Genomic DNA, 17,473 nt, shown 5'->3' with positions numbered 1-17,473 from the left:
GCTCGGCGGGCGGTCAGGGCACCCAGCAGCCCGGCGGCGCGGGTCAGCCGCAAGGTGGACGCTTCGGCGAGGGTGCGCCGCAAGGCACTCCCGGCGGCAGGCAGCCACAGGGACAGGGCACGACCGGCTTCGGCTCGGCGGGCGGTCAGGGCACCCAGCAGCCCGGCGGCGCGGGTCAGCCGCAAGGCGGCCGCTTCGGCGAGGGTACGCCGCAAGGCACACCCGGCGGCAGGCAGCCGCAGGGACAGGGCGCGACCGGCTTCGGCTCGGCGGGCGGCCAGAGCACCCAGCAGCCCGGCGGCGCGGGTCAGCCGCAAGGCGGGCGCTTCGATCAAGGCGCGCCGGGTGGCGCTTCCGAGCAATCGGGCGGTTTGAAGCCCGGCTTTCCCGGCGGCCAACCGGGCCAGACGGGCGGATCGCAGGCGCAGGGACAAGGCCCGGCAGGATTCGGTCAGGGCGCGCAACCGGGACAGCCCGGTTTCCGCCCGGGTGATCGCCCGCAGTTCGGTGGTCAGCCCGGTCAGCCGGGCGCTCAGCCGCCGTTCGGTGGCGGTGCCGGTGGCCAGCCCCAATTCGGCGGTGCGCAGCCGCAGCCGGGTAACCGCCCGCCGTTCGGCGCGGGCTTCTCGCCCGAACAGCGCCGCGAGGTCGAGGAACGCGACACGCGCCGCATCGAACTGGGCCGCAAGATCGAGGAAGATCAGCGCCGTCAGGCCGACCGCGAGCGCAGCCGCGAGGGGCTTGAGGAGCGGACGCGCCTTCAGAACGAACGCTTCCGCGATATCCACGCGCAGCGGCACGAGCGCTTCGACCCGAACGGCGTCCGCTTCATCGAGGAGCCGGGCAACCGCAAGATCTTCCGGCTTAACAACCAGACGTTCATCCGCCACGACGAGACTGCGAACTTCGGCCATTTCGGCGGGCGCCCGGATCGCCGTCCGATTCCCGGCGGGGGCGAGTTCGCGACGTTCCATCGTCCGGACGGTTCGCGCGTGGAAGTGGAAGTGGACCGCTTCGGCCGTCCGATCCGCCGCGTTCGCATCCTGCCCGACGGTCGCCGCTTCACGCTGTTCGAGAACCGCGCGCTTGCTGCGGGCCTCGGCCTTGCGGCCATCGGGGCGGCGATTGTGATGCTGCCGCCCCCGGCCATCGCGATCCCGCGCGACGATTACATCGTGGACGCGGGCGTGGCGTCGGAAGAGGTCATCTACGATACGCTGTACGCTCCGCCGGTGGAGCCGCTGCCGCGCAGCTACTCTCTCGACGAAGTGCTCGCCAGCGCGAGCGTGCGCGACCGCATGCGCAGCGTCAGGCTGAACACGATCCATTTCGACTTCGGATCGTGGGAGGTGCGGCCCGATCAGGCGCCGCTGCTTCAGGGCATCGCGGATTCGATCAACCGCATCGTGCAGCACAACCCGGGCGAAGTGTTCCTGATCGAAGGGCACACGGATGCGGTCGGGACCGACGAGGATAATCTGTCGCTGTCGGACCGGCGCGCGCAGGCCGTGGCCGACGTGTTGACGCAGTATTATCAGGTTCCGCGCGAGAACCTTGTCACGCAGGGCTACGGCGAGCAGTTCCTGCTCATACCGACGCAGGGACCGGAAATCAGGAACCGCCGCGTCGTTATTAGGCGGCTCACGCCCCTTTTGCAGAGTGACCAAGGCCGCTACAGCAATAGCGAACAAGGGCCGCGGAACGATTACCGGCCCTGATCGCCAAAGGAAGTGACGAAAGCGGGCTCCTGCGCCCGCTTTCCGGCAGGGGGAAGCGATGGACATCCTTTCTTACATCTGGACAGTCCTGAGTTTCTTCCTGAGCGTCGTCTGGACGGTCGTGTGGTTCGTGCTGCGCGACCTCATCTCGACGGTGCTCTGGATTCTGATCGTTGCGTGGATGCTTCTCAGCGTCCGCTATCGAAGCTTTACCGGCGGCACGCTGGCGCTGCTGCGCTACGGGCGCTGGGCCTTGAACCTGTTCTGGCGGTGGCTTCGCGGGACGCCGAACCCGGCACTTCCGCCGCCCCCGCCGAAGGTCATCACCAAGGAAGTCATCAAGGTCGTGGGCAAGCGCCGCAAGCGCTTCGGCTCCATGAACGTGTCCGAGCAGCTGAATGTGCTGCTTCTCGGCGCAATCTGGCTTCTGTTCGTGATTTAGCCAGAGCGGGAACGGCTCAGGCAAAACCGGAACGAGAGCATGCCAAGCCGCGATAGGTAGCGTCCCCATCGACCCCGACCGCAAACGGAACAAGGCCGTCGACATGTGGGGAAGGAGAAGGGCTTGCGCCCGGAACCTCGGTATTCTTGTTCATCACCCGATCCACGCGCCGCGTTTTTTGAGGGAAACCTTCGAGCAATCCCCCGGTCGACAACCGTTGGATAGTTCGTCGTCCTTCGGGGTCATTTGCTGCTTGCCGCCAGGGATGTCGTCATGGCGCACGAAAATATCGGAGCGGGGACCGGCTTACGTTCAAGCTCACCGCAGGCACGGGTATCTTTCCATGGATAGGCAGAATGTTCGGCGGGGCGCGCCTCTCGCAGCCGCAATAATCTACAGAAATGTTAATCGACAAAAAGGATTCTATAATTAGAATTATTCCAGTTTTAATTTTTAATTACGCATTGACTTTTGGTTTCGTTGTTATGTAGCTGTATTCGTGGCGCGTTTATTAACACATGCATTGCACAATCGATAGAAGAGGCTCGTCTTATGGGGTTTTGAAAGCGAGCCCTCCGGCCTCCCGGCAGTACTTCCCCAGCCATCGACGTCGGTGCGAAACGTCCGGAGACAACGATGTCCTACGATGACACGCTTTCCAACCTGCTCCATGCCATGCGGCACGGCGATAAGCTTGTGGAGCAGCTTCTGCACGGCTCCCATGGATCGCCCTTCGATCCGATGGCACAAGTCGGTCTTCTGGATCGCGCGACCGTCTCGGATCGCCGCTTCTGGACGGGCGCCGCCATCGGTGCCGCCGCAGTGCTCGTCGCGGCCGCCGTTCGCAACAAGAGAACGGCAACCGTCGTGGAGGATGATCGGGACGCCCCGGCGACCGACGGCGACCGGCTGCGGAAGTCGAACGGACGGTATTGAGAGAGTACCCAAGGAGAAAAATCATGTCGCATAGGCACCATCTTCCCGGCGAAGCTGCAGATGCGGCGATTCGCTTCGGCGCTTTCGGCGCCCTCATAAGCGGCGGTATCGTTGCGGGCCAGTCCATTGCGGCGGCGCAGCAGGGGGACAAATCGGTCCCGCAGGCGGTGACGGACACCGTTGCTGCGGCGACGAAAGCCGGTATCGCGGCGGCGGTCGGCGGCGCGGCGGCTGCTGCAATCGGCGGGCACGGTTTTTCGCGCGCGGTGTCGTTTCTCGCGGGGGCCGCGGCGGCAGCCTGGATCATGTCGCCTCCGAAGCGCCAGAAAGCGCTCTCCGACGCAGCGGAAGGCAGAGACGAGCCTTCGGCAAAGCAAGGTGACGACATCATCCTCGCGTCATCGACGCAGGGCGCCAACCCGAAGGCGGTCTGATCCGGCGTCTCGTCACGCAACCCACAGAATTTCGAGTCCCGGACGGGAACCGGCAAGCTTGAGGCAGGAGACATTCATGAGCGATCACAACAACGAAAACAAGACGTATACCGCGCAGGGGCCAAACCCGGCACAAGCCCCGCAAGGCTGGTATCCGGGCTACCCGGCGGCGGCATATGGCGCACCTTACGGCTATCCGGGCTGGGGCCCGCAGGGTCAGCCGCAGCCGCAGGAACAGGCAGCCCAGCCGCAAGCCCCGCTCTGGTACGGTCCCGCTCCCGCCTATGGCCCCCATCCCTGGTATGGGCATCACCACCACCCGCATTTTCCTCCCTACGGTCACGGCCCGCAGGCGGCCCCTCAGCCGGAAGCCCCCGCGCAGCAGAAAGCCACCGGCGGCTTTTTCTCGTCGGGCTTCGACATCCATAACGACGCGCTCGTAAAGGGCGTCGTGATCGGCGCGGGCCTGACTTACCTCCTGACCAACGAGACGGTGCAGAGGAACCTGATCGGTGCGGCGGTGAAGCTCTGGTCGACGCTTCAGGGCGGGGTGGAAGAGGTCAAGGAGCGGTTCCGCGATGCGGAAGCCGAGATCCATACCGGGGACAACCACCAGTAACAGCCAATCGCGAGCAGTTCCTTGGCGCGTCTGTCCCAGTTTTGGAGGCGCTCCAAGGATTCGTTTATCGAAATCCCGGCCACATAATTGCTCTAGCGGAAGCGGGGCGCTTCGCGCCGTGCTTGTCGAGGGAAACGACGCATGACGATTCGCATTGTGCATGAGACGCCGAAGCGGTTGCGGTTCCGTGTCCGCGACGCCGCGACGATGGGCCAGCGGATCGCGGCCTCCATCGAAGCACTGCCGGGCGTTTCCTCGGTCCGCCTCAACGCGCCTGCGAAAAGCCTTGTCGTTCATCACGATGGAGATCGGCGCACGCGCGCGAGCATTGTGCGCGCCGTCAGTCACCCTGCGCCTGCGGATGCCGTTCCGGCAGCAGAGGAAGAGACACCCGACCTTGGCCATGTGTTCGTTTCGGGCGGCATCCTTCTCGCGAGTTTCATCCTGCCGCCGCCGCTGCGCGCGCTCATATCGGCGGCGAACGTCGCGCCGGTGCTCGTTCGCGGCGCGCGAAACCTCGCCGGTCGCGGCTTGACCGTCGAAGTGCTCGACGCCATCGCCATCACGCTGCCCGCGTTCCGGCGTGACTGGCGCACGGCAAACTTCACGCGCTTCCTGCTCGACCTCGGCGGCCACATCGAGGCGAGCACGTCGGCGCGGTCGGACACGCTGCTGCGCAACCTCCTGAAGGCCCGCCCGGACGCTGTGACGATTGAAACAGATGACGGCGCGCTCCGCAGCATTCCTTACGACGAAGTGACGGAGGGCGCGCGCGTGGTCGTCAACACGGGCGACCGCATCCCGGTCGACGGCGTCGTGCTTTCAGGCAATGCGTGGGTCAACCAGTCGGCTGTCACGGGCGAGAGTCTGCCCATTCCCCGCGAGGAAGGCGACGAGGTGCTGTCCGGCTCCGTCGTGACCGAAGGCCGTCTCGTCATCGTGGCTGAGCGCGTCGGCGACACCACGACCACGGCGCGCATCTCCCGCTATATCCTCGAAGGCTTGACCGATCCCTCCGGCATCCAGAGCGAAAGCCATCGCCTCGCCGACCGCCGCGTGTTCATCACGCTTGCATCCGGCGCGGCAGTCTTTGCCGCGACGGGCGACTGGCGGCGGCTGGAATCGGTGTTTCTCGTCGACTATTCCTGCGCGGTGAAATTCGGCACGCCGATCGCGGTCAAATCGGCCATGTATCGCGCGGCGAAGGAAGGCTGCCTCATCAAGAGCGGCCGCGCGCTCGAAACCGTGGGCTCGGTCGATACGGTCGTCTTCGACAAGACGGGCACGCTCACGCACAACACGCTGGAAGTGACGGACATTCATCGTCCGACCGACTCGAATCTCGATGACGAGGCCCTTCTGGCGCTGGTCGCGTCGCTCGCCGAGCACACGAGCCACCCCGTTGCCGCCGCCGTGGTCGATGTCGCGCGCCGTCGCCATCTTGCGCATATCAGCCACGAAGAGGTGGATTTCCTCGTCGGCCACGGCATCGGCTCGCACGTCAACGGGCAGACGATCCGCATCGGCTCGCGCCATTATCTGGAGGAGCACGAGGGCGTTTCGTTCGCGAGCGCGGAAGCGATCATCGAGCGGCTCGCGGGCGCGGGCAAGTCCATGCTGTTCGTCGCGGCTGAAGGCAGGCTGATCGGCGTCATCGGGCTGCGCGACCGGCTTCGCGAGGAAGCGCTGCCCGTGCTGCGCCAACTTCGCGAGAACGGCGTGAAGTCGATCATCATGATCACGGGCGACCACGAGGCGAAGGCGAAGCAGATCGGCCAGATCCTCGAACTCGACCGCGTCTATCACGACCAGAAGCCCGAGGATAAGGCGAGTATCATCGAAGCGCTGAAGGCCGAAGGCCGCGTCGTGGCGTTCGTCGGCGATGGCGTGAACGACGGCCCTGCGTTGATGGCGGCCCATGTCGGCATCGCCATGCCGCGCGCCGCCGACATCGCGCGGGCGACCGCCGACATCCTGCTGCTCGACGACCGGCTCGACGGTCTCGCCAAGCTGCGCGTCCTCTCGGGCGAAACGCTGAAGCTGATCCGCTCGAATTTCCGCGCGTCCGTCGGCATCAACTCGGCGATCATGGCGCTCGCGGTGCTCGGCAAGCTGTCGCCCATCGCGACGGCCTTCCTGCACAACGGCACCACCATCGGCATCCTCCTGCGCGCGCTCGCCTCGAACAAGCTGCCGAGAAAGCCTGCGGTCGCGCGCCTTGCGCCGCCACGCAAGCTGCCCGCGCCATCGCGACAATCCGCGATGAACTGACTTGACCGCGGCAGGTGCGCGCGCGGCTGGCGGCGGCGTTCACGATCCGACCGGGTGATCATCTTCGATGACGGCGATGACGCTGTTGCGCTGCGTTCGCCAGTATCCCGCCTCGATGAGCGCACGGAACTGGCTGCGCATTGCGGCGGCCGCTTTCGGATTCGCCGCTTCGAGGAAGGCGCGCACCTCGTCCGCTCCAAGCGTCGCGTCGTAATAAAGGTCGAAGTGATGGCTTTCGACCGCGCCCGCGAGGTGAGCGAAAAGCGCCATCTGGTCGAGCGTCCAGGCGATTTCCGCGGCGCCGCGAAAACCATGCCTCATCTGGCCCGCAACCCAGGCGGGGTTCGCGGCGCGCGCGCGGACCACGCGGGCGATTTCCTCGCCGAGCGTGCGCATGCGCGGTGCTTGCGCGCGCGCCGAGTCGGCATGATAGAGCGCCGGGTCGCCGCCGAGGGAGCGGGCCGCCGCCGCGAAACCGGCTTCATGGGCGGCGTAGTCGGGAGCCATGAGAAGGTCCGTTTCGGGCAGATCCTGCGTGTGAACGAACGCATCGGCGGAAGCCGCGCGGGCTTCGAGCGCGGCGCGGGCGGCTGTGCCATCGGCGCCGACACCATAGGCGAACGCGCTGGCCGAAAGCCACGCCGTCGCCGCCGCCTCGCGCGCTTCGTCGGTCAGCGCGGCCACGGCCTCGGCGACGCCCACGCCGTAGCTGCCGGGAGCCGGACCGAAGACGCGAGGGCCCTGCAAACCGCCGAGATACGGATTTTCCTCCACCGGCTCGTCGCGCGCCGCCAGAGTTGCCACCGTCTGCTCGAACAGCGCGGGCAGCGAAGGGAAAACGTCGCGGAAAAGGCCGGAGATGCGAAGCGTCACGTCGATGCGCGGTCGGCCGAGCTTTGCCAGCGGCACGATTTCGAAGCCGGATACGCGATCGGAGGTGTTGTCCCACACCGGTGCGACGCCGATCAGCGCCAGCGCCATGGCGAACTCTTCGCCCGCGGTGCGCATGGTCGCCGAACCCCAGAGATCCACAATCAGCGCGCGCATGTAATCGCCATGGTCCTGAAGATGGCGCGTGATGAGGGCGTCGGCGAGGCGCCTGCCCTGCTCGGCTGCGGCGCGGCTCGGCACGGCGCGCGGATCGACGGTGAAGAGATTGCGGCCTGTCGGCAGGACATCGCGGCGCCCACGCCAGGGCGACCCGGCAGGACCGGGCGGCACGGAGCGACCGTCGAGCGCGGCGAGAAGGCCGTCTCGTTCCGCGTTCGCGCAGGCATCGAACGGCATGGTGGCGAGCGCCCCGTCCGTGGTCTCCGGCAGTTTCGGCGCTCGCCCGAAGACGTGCAGCCCGTCGGAAAACAGCGCGTTCTTCACGTCGCAAACGAAAGCGTCGAGCTTCACCACGGCGTCGAGCGGCGCCATGCCGTCGCTGAGGCCGAGGTCGCGGTCGAGCTTCGCCTCGCGGGCCGCGTCCACGATGTTGCACGCGAGCCGCTCGCGGCGGCGCGGATCGAGGCCGTCCGCGTTGGAATATTCGTCGAGGAGACGCTCAAGCGTGCGGAACTCGGGCGGCAGTGCGGCGATGCGCTGCGGCGGCGTCATGTGCCCGATGGTCACCGCGCCGAGGCGGCGCTTCGCGGTCGCGGCCTCGCCCGGGTCGTTGACGATGAAGGGATAAGCCACCGGCAGGGCTCCGGTCAGCGCCTCCGGCCAGCATGCGCCCGACAAGGCGACCGACTTTCCCGGCAACCATTCGAGCGTGCCATGCGCGCCGATATGCACGAGCGCATCGATCTTCGCGGCATGGCGCAGCCAGAGATAGAATGCAACGAAGGCGTGGCGCGGCGGACGGCGCGGGTCGTGATACTCGGCGACGCGGTCGCGCGCACTGCCGCGCTCGGGCTGGGCCGCAACGATGACATTGCCGAAGCGTGCCGCGCGGAAGCGGAACGCCCCATCGCGGCAGGCGGGGTCTGCATCCGGCTCGCCCCATGCGGCGAACAAGGCCGCGCGCAGCGCCGGATCGAGCGTTTCGAGAGCGGCGCGATAGTCGGCGAACGGCCACGCCATCCGCTCTTCGAGAAGCGCTTCGATCAACGCGCCATTGTCGGCCGGCAATTGTTCTAAGCTGTAGCCCTCGGCGCAGAGCAGACGCAGAATTTCGACCGCACTTTCCGGGGCGTCGAGACCCACCGCATGGGCGATCTGATCGTCGCGGCCGGGATAGGAGGAGAGCACGAGCGCGAGCTTGCGCTCGGCGGGCGCGGTACGCCGCAGCCTTGCAAGCGCGCGCGCCTTTTCCGCGACCGCTTCGACGCGTTCGGCATCAGGCGCATGAACGACGCGGGCAAAGCCAAGCTCCGGGTCCGACGCCTCCGGCTCCTTGAAGGAGATCGCGCCCGCGAAGATGCGCCCGTCGATTTCCGGCAGCACGACGTGGATCGCGAGGTCGGCGGGCGACAGGCCGCGATCCGACTCCGCCCAAGCCTCGCGCGAAGACCCCGCCAGCGCGATCTGCAACACGGGTGCATCCGAAGCGTCGAACGCTCCGTTTTCCGCATCGCGCGCTGAAAACGCCGTCGCATTCACGATCACGTCCGGCACGATCCGGCGGAGCGCGTCGGCGAGCCAGGCGCGCGTCCTCTCGTCTTTGAGGCTCGCGACGAAGACGGCGGCTGGATCGAAGCCGCGCGTAGAAAGAGCATCGAGCAGCGCTTCAATGGGCGCGGTGTCGGCGGCGGCGAGTGCCGCGCGGTAAAAGACGATGAGCGCGCGCGGCGCATCGCCTTCGCGTGGCGGCGCGAGGGGGCAGATCGCGGGATCGCCCGCAAGGAAGCCGTGGCGCGGAAGCGGGTGCGCATCATCCGTCGTTTCCGTATCGAACCCGGCCGCGCGCGCAAGTTCAGCGAGGGCGGCCTGCGCTGCCTGCGCGCCGCCCTGATCGCACAGCGCCTGCAAACGCCGCAGCATGGCGACCGGCACCGTCGATGCCTCGTCGAGACGCGGATCGACGCGCCCGTCGCCCGAAACGAACGCCAGCGCGGTGCCCTTCGCTTCCGCCAGCGCGCGAAGCTGCTCGACACCGTAACGCCAATAGTCGATGCCGCCGAGCAAGCGGACAAGAACGGCCCGCGCGCCCGTGAGCGTCTTCTCGATGTAAAGATCGACCGAAAGCGGATGCCTCAGCCGCGCGAGGTTGGCGAGGCGCAGCGTCGGGAGATCCGCGCCCGCACGCCAGCCCGCCGCGAAGGCTGCGAGGTCGCTGTCCGCGAAGGAAAGCACCGCCAGGTCGGCGGGCGTCTGGCCGAGGTCTTCCGCCACCGCCGCCTCTTCGAGGCCGTGCCGTTCACGGAAAAGAATGTGCATGCGTCAGGCCCCGAGCGCCGCCGCAACCGCCTGCCCGTCGAAGCCCTTTTCGCCGATGACGACGAGCCGCGAGACGCGCTCCTCACTCGCGCGCCATGGCCGGTCGAACTGCGCGCGAACGCGGGTTCCGACGCCTTGCACGAGAAGCCGCATCGGCTTGCCCGCGATGGCGATATAGCCTTTTACGCGAAGGATGTTGTACGCACGGGCCGCTGCCTCGACCTTCGCCACGATGTCGGCCTGCGATGTCTGCTCCGGCAGCGTGACCGCGACCGTTTCGAAATCGTCATGGTCGTGCGGCTCGCCATGATCGTGATGCGTCGGGCGCGCGTCGAGGTCGTCTTCCGCAGCCGCGCCAAGCCCCAGCACGACGCGCGGATCGACGCGCCCCTCGGTTGCCCCGATCACGGGGATGGGGCGCGGCGATTCCGCCAGCACCGCTTCGCGCGCCACGGCAAGCCGCGCCTCGTCGACGAGATCGGCCTTGTTCAGGATCACGAGATCGGCGCAGGCCACCTGATCCTCGAACACTTCGCCGAGCGGCGTGTCGTGGTCGATGCTGGTGTCGCCCGCGCGCTGTCTCGCCACAAGCTCAGGGTCCGGCGCGAAACGGCCATCCGCCACGGCCTCGGCGTCCGCGACCGCGATCACGCCGTCGACGGTGATGCGCGTCTTCAGGTCGGGCCAGTCGAACGCCTTCAGCAGCGGCTTCGGCAGCGCGAGGCCGGATGTTTCTATGAGAATGTGTTCGGGCGGCTCCTTGCGGTTCAGGAGCGCCGTCATCGTCGGCACGAATTCGTCCGCGACGGTGCAGCAAAGGCAGCCGTTCGTCAGTTCGACGATAGCGTCTTCGGGGCATGCGGGATCGGCGCAGCCCTTCAGGATCTCGCCATCGATGCCGACATCGCCGAATTCATTGACGAGGACCGCGAGGCGGCGGCCGTTCGCGGTTTCGATCAGATGACGGACAAGGCTCGTCTTGCCCGCGCCCAGGAAGCCGGTGATGATGGTGACGGGGACTTTCGCGAGAGACATCAGAGGCTCCTTTCAGGAAGCGGCGGCACGCGCGCGATGAGCGCGCGGCGGAAGCAGGCGGGGCGCTCGTTCCACGGCACGAGGCCGTCTTCGGTTTCGGCGTTTGCTGCACAGCCGCGATAAATGCTCGGCGCGTCCTCGATCGTCAGTTCGCCGAACATGTAGGTCCAGCGATCCGGCCCGGCGATGGCGACGGTGAGGCCGCGATTGCAGTTCGACAGGCATTGCGCCGGTTCTATATGGAAGCGCGTGTCAGCGCTGGCTTCGCGCTCGGCGGCGAGCGCTTCGTAGAGCGCGCGGCCTGCGGGAGGCGCGGCCTTGTCGGCGGGGTCGCGTCCACAAAGCACGCACACGAAGACGGTGGCGCGGGGCGCTGGCGGGGCTTTACAGGTCGAGGGCGGCTCCATGCTTCATTCCGGGGAGCGGACGGCGAGCCGTCCGGCGCGTGCGGCGGGCGGACCTGCACTCCTCCCGTCGGACCTTGCGCTCCGGGACACCCCGCCCGGAACGGCGCTTCAAGGGAACGCGGCAACGCGATCCGGCAGGCGACGGCAGGTCTCCTGGCTCGCGGGTCACGGCCCGTGCCGCCTTCCCGGAACAGGTTCCAGTGGCAATTGGCGCAGGCTCGCCGCTCACAGTTGCGGGGGCAGCTCCGGCTTCGCACGATGTGGTGCGCCCGGTATTCCCTTTTCGTCCCCGAAGGGACCGTCGGCTGTCTCGATTTGTGATACGCCCGTGACGCGAAGTCAATCGGCGGGCGCTTTATCCGGCGCCGGGGCGGTGTAGAGATTTCGCGCTGAAGAAGGATCGACACCGGGCATGACACGTATTCGCGACGACGAGAGACGGCTGGGCGACAGGACGGCCCGCGCACTGATGTTTCAGGGAACCGGCTCGGATGTCGGCAAGTCGCTGATCGTGGCGGGGTTGTGCCGTCTGTTCGCGGATCGGGGGCTTTCCGTGCGTCCGTTCAAGCCACAGAACATGTCGACCAATGCGGGCGTCACGGCCGATGGCGGCGAGATCGGCCGCGCGCAGATGCTTCAGGCCCGCGCCGCGCGCGTGCCGCCCAGCGTTCACATGAATCCAGTGCTCCTGAAGCCGCAGAGCGAGACCGGCGCGCAGATCGTCGTGCAAGGGCATGTGTGGGGCAAGGCCGAGGCACGCGATTATCAGTCGCGGAAGGCAGCGCTGATGCCCGCCGTGCTTGAAAGCTTCGCGCGGCTGAAAGGCGAATGCGACCTCGTGCTGGTGGAGGGCGCTGGCTCGCCATCCGAGGTGAACCTTCGCGCGAACGACATCGCGAATATGGGTTTCGCGCGGGCGGCGGACGTGCCCGTGGTGCTCGTCGGCGACATCGACCGGGGCGGGGTGATCGCGAGCCTCGTCGGCACGAGCGCGGTGCTCGACGCCGAAGATGCCGCCATGATCCGTGGCTTCATCGTCAACAAGATGCGCGGCGATGCGGGGCTCTTCGCGGAGGGCATGCGGTTCATCGCGGAACGAACCGGCTGGGCGTCGCTCGGCCTCGTCCCGTGGTTTGCGGACGCGCATGCCCTGCCGCCTGAAGACGGCTTCAGCCGCGACTGGGTGCGCGAAGGCGCGAAGACCGGCCAGCGCGTGAGGGTCGCGGTGCCGGTGCTTCCGCACATCGCAAATTTTGACGATCTCGATCCGCTGCGGCTTGAGCCGGACGTCGATCTCGTGACGCTGGCCCATGGCGAACCGCTTCCCGCCGACGCGGATCTTGTCATCCTGCCGGGCTCGAAGGCCACCATTGCGGATCTCTCCGCGCTGCGTGCGCTCGGCTGGGAAGCGGACATCCTCGCCCATGTCCGGCGCGGCGGGCGCGTGCTCGGCCTTTGCGGCGGCTATCAAATGCTTGGGCGCTGGGTGGCCGATCCGGCGGGCATCGAGGGACGGCCGGGCGGGGTGCCGGGGCTCGGCCTGCTCGATGTCGAGACGGAGCTTTCGGGCGACAAGCGGCTTGCGGCGGTAACGGGCCGGACAGCGGCCGACGGCGTGCCGTTCTCGGGTTACGAGATCCACATCGGCCGCACCTTCGGATCGGACACCGCGCGCCCGCTTGTTCTTGTCCACGAGGACGGATCGTGCAGGCCCGATGGAGCGGTGTCGGCGGACGGGTGCGTGATGGGCACCTATGTCCACGGCCTGTTCGCGGACGACCGTCAGCGCGCCGCGTGGCTGGCGCGGCTCGGTGGCAAGCCTGCGGCGCTTTCCTACGAAACCGCCATAGACGACACGCTCGACCGCCTTGCCGCACACCTTGCCCGCCACATAGACATCGAGGCAATGCTGGGCCTCACCCGCTGAGGCATGGTCGCCGAACGATGCCTTTACGCCTCCAACGCGGAGGTCGCCGCCTCAGCGGGCGCCATCGGACGGCTCAGGCGCGGTTCGCGCAACGCACCGCAATGGGCCTGTGCCAATGCGCCTTTATCTGACGCAGAAAAGCAGACCGGCACAGGAAACATACCGCGTCATGCCACACGCGATTTGCGGCATGACGCTTGAAGGGATAGCTCAAAGGCCCGGTTTCAAGTCTTCTTTCCGCCGCCGATCAACACGCGGCGGTTGTTCGCGTCTGTCAGGAATGTTGCGGCTCGATCTCGGCAAGAGCCGCTTCGATCAGTTCGCGCGCGCGGTCGAGATCGGCATGACCGGCGATCAGGCTGAGTTCCTTCAGCATGTCGGCGAGATATTCACGGCTATCTTGTTGAGAAAGAAATGCGAAATCCGCGCTCTCGGCGGGCTGCGCTTGAGAATTGGGAGTGCTTTCTGACAGGACCGGTGATAAGACGCTCGTCATTGGGGGCTCCGTCGTTCCTGCCTGCGACTTGTCTCGCAGGGCTCTTCGCTCACATTAATATTCGGTTGCAGGGAATATCAAATGCATCCTGTGATTGAGCGCTGATTCGTTAAGAGTTTGTGGCTTTTTGGGAACAGGTGCCATAATCCGGTGGCGCTTGTAGTATTTACAGCGGCGCGGCATTATGTCTGACCCGCTGAAAGAGGAGTCATGGACCAGATTTTCAAGACACTGCTCCGTGATCGCTGTCTGATTGGAGGCGAATGGCGGGGCGAACCGGCACTCCCTGTCGTCAATCCCGCAACCGGCGCGTTCCTCGCGCGCGTGCCGAACTTCGGGCGCGTAGAAACCCGCGAGGCCATCGAGGCCGCGCACAAGGCTTTTCCGGCCTGGAGCGGGCTGCTTGCCAAGGAGCGCGCGGCGATCCTCAAACGCTGGCACAACCTTCAATTGGCCCACGCGGAATCGCTGGCGCGCCTCATGACCGTGGAGATGGGAAAACCGCTGCCGGAATCGCGTGGCGAAGTCGCTTATGGCGCGGCTTTCGTCGAATTTTTCGCGGAAGAGGCCAAGCGCATTCATGGCGAGATCGTTCCGACGCCGCGCAAGGGCGGCCGCGTCATCGTCATGAAACAACCTGTTGGCGTCGTCGGCGCGATCACGCCCTGGAATTTCCCCTTCGCAATGATCACGCGCAAGGTTGCGCCCGCGCTTGCTGTGGGCTGCACCGTGGTTGTGAAACCCGCGCCTGACACGCCGCTGACGGCGCTGGCTCTCGGCGCGCTCGCCGAGCAGGCAGGCTTTCCGCCCGGCGTCATCAATATCGTAACGGGCGATGCGGAGGCCATCGGCAGCGAACTGACTGCGAACCCGCTTGTGCGCGCGATCACCTTCACCGGCTCCACGCGCGTCGGCAAGCTGCTCATGCGCCAGTCGGCGGATACGGTGAAGAAGGTTTCGCTCGAACTTGGCGGCAATGCGCCCTTCATCGTCTTCGACGACGCGGATCTCGACAAGGCCGTGGAAGGCGCTGTTATCTCGAAATTCCGCAACATGGGGCAGACCTGCGTCTGCGCGAACCGCATCCTCGTGCAGGACGGCGTCTATGATGCCTTCGCCGCCAGGCTCGCCGCGCGTGTGGCCGCGCTCAAGGTCGGCGACGGATTGCAGGCAGGCGTCGAGCAAGGGCCGCTCATCAATGAAGCCGGCCTGAAAAAAGTGGAAGAGCACGTCGCGGACGCGCTCGCGAAGGGCGCTCGGCTCCTTGTCGGCGGCAAGCGTCACGCGCTCGGCCGCACCTTCTTCGAGCCGACGGTGCTCGTGGACGCCACGCCCGACATGCGCGTCGCCACGGAAGAAACCTTCGGTCCGGTCGCGCCGCTGTTCCGCTTCAAGACCGAGGACGAGGCCATCGCGTTCGCCAACGGCACGCCTTATGGGCTCGCGGCTTATTTCTATTCCCGCGACGTCGCCCGCGTATGGCGCGTGACGGAGCGCCTTGAATTCGGCATTGTCGGCGTCAACGAAGGCATTATCTCGACAGAAGTCGCGCCGTTCGGCGGCGTCAAGGAATCTGGCCTCGGTCGCGAAGGCTCACGCCATGGCGTCGAGGAATTTCTCGAACTGAAATACATGTATCTTGGGGGACTTTCGGATTGACCGACATTCAAACCTTGAAGCGCCAGGCAGCAGCCGAAGCGCTTAAATTCGTCGAACCGGGCATGGTGCTCGGCCTCGGCACGGGCTCCACGGCTTCCGCCTTCATCGAACTCCTCGCGGAGCGGCTGAAGACGGAAGACCTCGATCTGACCTGCGTGGCGACCTCGGAGCAGACGAAACGCTTCGCGGAAGAACGCGGCATCAGGATCGCGGATTTCAACACCATTGCCGATGTCGATCTGACCATCGACGGCGCGGATGAGATCGACCCGCAGTTGAACCTTCTCAAGGGCGGCGGCGGCGCGCTTCTGCGTGAGAAGATCGTCGCCTTCGCATCCGACCGCGTCATCATCATAGCGGACGCGTCGAAATATGTGGAGCAGCTCGGCGAGTTTCCGCTGCCGGTGGAAATCGTGGATTTCGGCGTGGCTGCCACGCTCGCCATGATCGAGGCCGCGGCCGAGGATGCGGGCTGTCAGGGCAGCATCGCGCTTCGCCGCACAGCCTCGGGCGAGCCCTTCCGCACCGATGGCGGACATCTGATCGCCGATTGCGCCTTCGGCTCCATACCGGACCCCGAGACGCTCGCGGACCTGCTCGACATCGTTCCGGGCGTCGTGGAGCACGGGCTGTTCCTCGGGATCGCCGATGACGTTTTCCTCGCCGCTCCCGATGGCGTTCGCCATTATAGCGCCGCAACGGACGACGAAGACGAAGACTGAGCGAAGCCCGTGCCGTCGATGCGGCGTCGGGCAATGAACGCAGCCGTTCATAAAAAGAAGACGCCGCATCGCAAGAGACGAGACCTTTTCGCGCAGAGAAACGCGAAGGGGCTCTGGAAGGCGGGGCTGATACAGGAGCAACGGCATGCGCTTGAGATCGATCGTCCCCGCAGTTTTCATGGCAAGCGCCGCCGTTACCGGCGGCGTGGCTCTTGCGCTGGAAACGCCTCCGCCTCCGGCCGCTTCGGCGCCCGCCAGCCCTGATGCGAGGCCCGTCGACCCCGAGGCGAAGCGGCTCGCGCACGCGCTGATCGAGGATGTCCTCACGGCCAGCCACGCAGCGGAAATCTACGGCGATTTGCAGCGCACCCTGCGTGACGTTTACATCCCCATGATGCGCGAAATCATCCAGGGCGGTTATCCCGGCGTGCCGGACCCGACCCCGGAGGTCACGACGCAACTTGCGAAACTTCTCACAGCCATGGACTACATGCGCAAGGCGGGCGAGGAACTCGACGTCGCGCTCGCCGAAAATCGCGGTGCCATCGTCTCCGACTTTGCCGCGCAGCTTGCCCGCGAGGCGAGCCGCGACGAAATCGCCGATGTCCGCGCGATGCTGGAGCTGCCGGCCGTGCGAAAGGGCTTCGATGTTCTTTACGCGGCGTCGAAACTCGTGACCGGCTACACCTACGAAGACAGCCGTGTCGTGTCGGAATTCTCGGCATGGGCGAAGCAGCTCGACGCGGCGAAGAACCTGAAGGGTCTGCCGGGGCTTGACACGAGTTCGGTTTCGGTGCCGTCGGCGGCGAAAGTCCGCAAGGCGCAGGCCGTGGTCGACGATCTCGTTCGCATCTCGCATCTCGAAGACAACGTGGCGCGCGTGAAGCGTTTCGCCCGCGACGTGTACCTGCCGACCGCTCCCGTTTCAGAGGAGGAGCGCGCGAAATTGTCGGCGCAGATCGACGAATTCGAGTTCACTTATAATGTGCGCAAGGGGCTCGTGCTCGCGCTCGCACCCTCGATCGTTGCATCGGTGCTTTCGGACTCGGACCTCGACACGTTCCACCGCTTCGTTCTCACGCCGTCGTTTGCGAAGGGCTTCGATCTTCTCGGCAATGCGGTGGTTGCCGCCACCGCCTTCACGAAGGACGACATCGTTCAGGCGCAGAAATCCTTCGAGGATTTCGACCGCAAGGCGCAGGTGCGCGAGCGCGCGAAGAAGGACGGTGAGAAAGTCACAGACGAATGGCAGGCGCTCATCGATAAATGGCGAGAGAAGCTAGCGGACCGCCTGTCGCCGGAAACGCGTCAGGGGCTCGAACGCTCGCTCGAAGATTTGGACAAGACCGGCTCGCCGATCTGACGACAACGGCGGCGAGGCCGCTATCGTTTTGGCGATCAATGAGGCTCGTGCGATCACCGCCCGAGCCTGCAACCATAA

The 17,473-nt window shown here is 66.2% G+C and carries 14 protein-coding genes and 1 riboswitch; of the genes, 10 read left to right on the top strand and 4 right to left on the bottom strand.

The features are described from left to right. From QM659_RS12115 to QM659_RS12090, 6 genes are all read left to right on the top strand, one after another. Positions 1–1,718 (top strand): OmpA family protein (locus tag QM659_RS12115; protein ID WP_415188601.1); only part of this gene is annotated, 1,718 nt, incomplete at its 5' end. Between the two features lie 58 nt (positions 1,719–1,776). Beyond that, entirely contained in the window at positions 1,777–2,160 is a 384-nt protein-coding gene (locus QM659_RS12110; protein WP_127077830.1) for a hypothetical protein, read from the top strand. Positions 2,161–2,796: 636 nt separating this feature from the next. Beyond that, positions 2,797–3,096, top strand: a complete 300-nt coding sequence (locus tag QM659_RS12105) for a hypothetical protein (protein ID WP_127077832.1) — start codon at positions 2,797–2,799, stop codon at positions 3,094–3,096. Between the two features lie 23 nt (positions 3,097–3,119). Next, positions 3,120–3,530 (top strand): hypothetical protein, encoded by a 411-nt coding sequence (locus QM659_RS12100; protein ID WP_303484672.1) that lies wholly within the window; start codon positions 3,120–3,122, stop codon positions 3,528–3,530. Positions 3,531–3,606: 76 nt separating this feature from the next. Further along, the gene (locus QM659_RS12095; RefSeq protein ID WP_415188600.1) at positions 3,607–4,149 is read left to right on the top strand and encodes a hypothetical protein; all 543 of its coding nucleotides are present in this window, start codon (positions 3,607–3,609) and stop codon (positions 4,147–4,149) included. Between the two features lie 141 nt (positions 4,150–4,290). Further along, the gene (locus QM659_RS12090; protein WP_303484669.1) at positions 4,291–6,420 is read left to right on the top strand and encodes a heavy metal translocating P-type ATPase; all 2,130 of its coding nucleotides are present in this window, start codon (positions 4,291–4,293) and stop codon (positions 6,418–6,420) included. A 39-nt stretch (positions 6,421–6,459) separates the two neighbouring features. Here QM659_RS12090 and cobN read toward each other — a convergent pair whose 3' ends face one another. From cobN to QM659_RS12075, 3 genes are read right to left on the bottom strand one after another with little or no spacing between them, the layout of a single operon-like run. Beyond that, complete coding sequence (gene cobN, locus QM659_RS12085; RefSeq protein WP_415188599.1) at positions 6,460–9,786, bottom strand: cobaltochelatase subunit CobN; 3,327 nt, start codon at positions 9,784–9,786, stop codon at positions 6,460–6,462. Positions 9,787–9,789: 3 nt separating this feature from the next. Next, on the bottom strand, positions 9,790–10,821 hold the full coding sequence (gene cobW, locus QM659_RS12080) for a cobalamin biosynthesis protein CobW (RefSeq protein ID WP_415188598.1): 1,032 nt from the start codon (positions 10,819–10,821) through the stop codon (positions 9,790–9,792). After that, complete coding sequence (locus QM659_RS12075; protein ID WP_415188597.1) at positions 10,821–11,228, bottom strand: DUF1636 family protein; 408 nt, start codon at positions 11,226–11,228, stop codon at positions 10,821–10,823. Before QM659_RS12075 ends, cobW begins: the two co-directional genes overlap by 1 nt. A 125-nt stretch (positions 11,229–11,353) precedes the next feature. Next, positions 11,354–11,546: riboswitch (cobalamin riboswitch) on the bottom strand. Between the two features lie 94 nt (positions 11,547–11,640). On the opposite strand from QM659_RS12075, the gene QM659_RS12070 reads away from it, so the two are divergent. Next, positions 11,641–13,155, top strand: coding sequence for a cobyric acid synthase (locus QM659_RS12070; protein ID WP_415188596.1), 1,515 nt, complete (start codon positions 11,641–11,643; stop codon positions 13,153–13,155). Between the two features lie 274 nt (positions 13,156–13,429). Here QM659_RS12070 and QM659_RS12065 read toward each other — a convergent pair whose 3' ends face one another. Further along, positions 13,430–13,651: a hypothetical protein gene (locus QM659_RS12065; protein ID WP_127077846.1), complete on the bottom strand. Its 222-nt coding sequence runs from the start codon at positions 13,649–13,651 to the stop codon at positions 13,430–13,432. A 210-nt stretch (positions 13,652–13,861) separates the two neighbouring features. Here QM659_RS12065 and QM659_RS12060 point away from each other — a divergent pair, with 210 nt between their 5' ends. The 3 genes from QM659_RS12060 to QM659_RS12050 all read left to right on the top strand — a co-directional run bounded on the left by QM659_RS12060 (position 13,862) and on the right by QM659_RS12050 (position 17,395). After that, a complete protein-coding gene (locus QM659_RS12060; protein WP_415188595.1) occupies positions 13,862–15,310 on the top strand; it encodes an NAD-dependent succinate-semialdehyde dehydrogenase in 1,449 nt (482 codons plus the stop codon). Next, positions 15,307–16,032 (top strand): ribose-5-phosphate isomerase RpiA, encoded by a 726-nt coding sequence (gene rpiA, locus QM659_RS12055; protein WP_415188594.1) that lies wholly within the window; start codon positions 15,307–15,309, stop codon positions 16,030–16,032. The genes QM659_RS12060 and rpiA overlap by 4 nt, the downstream gene beginning before the upstream one ends. A 145-nt stretch (positions 16,033–16,177) precedes the next feature. After that, positions 16,178–17,395, top strand: coding sequence for a hypothetical protein (locus QM659_RS12050; protein ID WP_415188593.1), 1,218 nt, complete (start codon positions 16,178–16,180; stop codon positions 17,393–17,395). Positions 17,396–17,473 lie beyond the last annotated feature (78 nt).

Source organism: Rhodomicrobium sp. (genome assembly GCF_047605405.1).
Taxonomy (GTDB): domain Bacteria; phylum Pseudomonadota; class Alphaproteobacteria; order Rhizobiales; family Rhodomicrobiaceae; genus Rhodomicrobium; species Rhodomicrobium lacus.
The sequence above is the reverse complement of the archived record's forward strand: the minus strand, read 5'-3'. Positions and strand labels throughout refer to the sequence as shown.